The following is a 1,998-nucleotide window of genomic DNA, read 5'->3' on the forward strand; positions in this document are numbered from 1 at the left end:
CCCCCTACTCCCCCTACTTCCCCTACTCCTGACTCCTGACTCCTGACTCCATAAAATTTTTATATTTCAATCAGGATTTTCTCGATTGAATCATGAACATTGTGGGAAATAAATATCAAGTATTAAAGCTATGACTAACAATATGTTATTTGTCCGTAAAAAACCACTGTTATTATTAGCAATGGGATTTTTTACTGCTTCGCTTTTACTCATTCTCCCATCAAAAGCAGAAAATATGTTTCTCCCCTCTGATGCACCTTTGCAGCTAGATTTACTTACCCAACCAAAGGATAATATCATCACAGCTAAAACTATTGATCCCCAAAAATTAACAGTTCCTAGTTTATGGTGGGCTAAGGAAAACTCGGAAAAACAACTTTTAGATAATTGGATAGTTTACCCACCCTCGCAAACAGAACCACCCCGGGCAGATTTAATTGTTAATCAGCAAATTTGGGGCTTATTAGACTATTTTGGTAAGTATGTTTTTGTGAATCGTTTAGGTAGCCTAGCTAGTAAATTTGGTTACAATATCCGAATTTTTAACTACCAGAAAGAAGCTTTAGCAACGTACACCTGCAATTTTTCTCAAAGTCCTGCTTCCTGTCGGCTTCAGATGAATCATCGAAGTCAAATCGGTTTCAGTTTTGCTTTGTCAAATTAGGATTTTTTAATCTTCATAAATAAATCTTCGTAATCTTTCATCACTGCTGGAAGGAAAGGCAGTAAAAATTCACTTTTGGCAAAAGTTTCTGAATCAGTTAATAATAAATTCTGTAACTGCTTCTGAATATCCCCATTAACCATAGTCTTGTCAATGGGAGAATTGCTTTTAGTTAGTAGGGCAATTTGTTTAGATGTATTGGGTTGTAAACAAAAATCTAGCCATTGGTATGCTAAACTGTCATTATTAACACCTGTGGGACTTACCCATAAATCAGCCCAAATTGCTGTTCCCGATTTGGGGACAACTGCGGCAAATTTTGGATAACGATTGATGATGGGGATAATATCATCAGACCAACCAACTGCTAACCAAGTGTCCCCAATAATTAGTGGTTCTAGATAGTTTTTAGAATCATAGAATTTGACTTGTTGATTTAATGCTTTTAATTCCGTTTCTAAGGCAGAGATTTGATTGATATTGTCTGTATTATAAGATTTTCCTAATTTCTTCAAAACTAAACCAATGACTTCTCTGGGATGATTTAGTAAAGAAATGCGATTTTGCAATTCACTCCGCCATAAATCACTCCAATCTGTTGGTGTCCAACCCAATTGTTGAAACTTTTCTTGATTATAAATAATTACTGTATTCCCCCACCGATAAGGAACGCCCCAAATTTTACCCTCTTGGTCATGCTTAATTATCTGTTGCCATTTTTGATTGAGGTTAACTAGATTTTTGATATTTGCTGTTGCTAATGGTTGAATTAATTTTTGATCAATTGCTGCTTGTAACCAATAATCTCCCAATGTGATTAAATTGGCAGTTGGTGATTTTTGATTTTGATTGAATGGTAAATAACGAGTCCATTGTTGCTGATTATTAGTTGGTGGTTGTTGCCAAGTTTGTAATAATTTGAATAAATCCTCCAACTGATTAATTGGGGTAAATTTTAATTTACCCCCTTGAGTGACGGTTTTCCGAAACTGATTAACTACCTGACCGGGGATAGAATTTTTTAATAATTGGACATTTAAGAGTGGTTGCTGGTTTGTTCCGCAGCCGGCGATCGCCTGAGAAAGTGCTAAGATACTTGTACCTAATAAAAAAGATCGTCTGTCCATAGTTCTATATGTATAATTACGGCTGATAAGTAGGTGAACGGGAAAAAACCGTAGACGCGGAGCGGCTTCTCATAAGAGTAATATATAACGAAAAGTAAAGTTGCCCAAAACCAAAACCTCTTCTGGAGTTCTCTGTTCCCTTGTCATAACGACAATTTTTAATGCCAACCTGACTTAAAAAAAGACCCCACCCCTAATCCCGTCTCT

Annotated in this window: 2 protein-coding genes; one reads left to right on the forward strand and one right to left on the reverse strand. The window is 36.2% G+C overall.

All coding sequences use genetic code 11. The features are described 5' to 3' along the window. The first annotated feature begins 130 nt into the window (after positions 1-130). On the forward strand, positions 131-664 hold the full coding sequence (locus tag IQ228_RS25345; RefSeq protein ID WP_193964907.1) for a hypothetical protein: 534 nt from the start codon (positions 131-133) through the stop codon (positions 662-664). Here the strand turns inward: IQ228_RS25345 and IQ228_RS25350 are convergent. Further along, the gene (locus IQ228_RS25350; protein WP_193964909.1) at positions 661-1,791 is read right to left on the reverse strand and encodes an extracellular solute-binding protein; all 1,131 of its coding nucleotides are present in this window, start codon (positions 1,789-1,791) and stop codon (positions 661-663) included. The two genes, IQ228_RS25345 and IQ228_RS25350, sit on opposite strands and share 4 nt — an antisense overlap. Between the last annotated feature and the right edge of the window lie 207 nt (positions 1,792-1,998).

The organism is Dolichospermum sp. LEGE 00246 (assembly GCF_015207865.1).
Taxonomy (GTDB): Bacteria; Cyanobacteriota; Cyanobacteriia; order Cyanobacteriales; family Nostocaceae; genus Dolichospermum; species Dolichospermum heterosporum.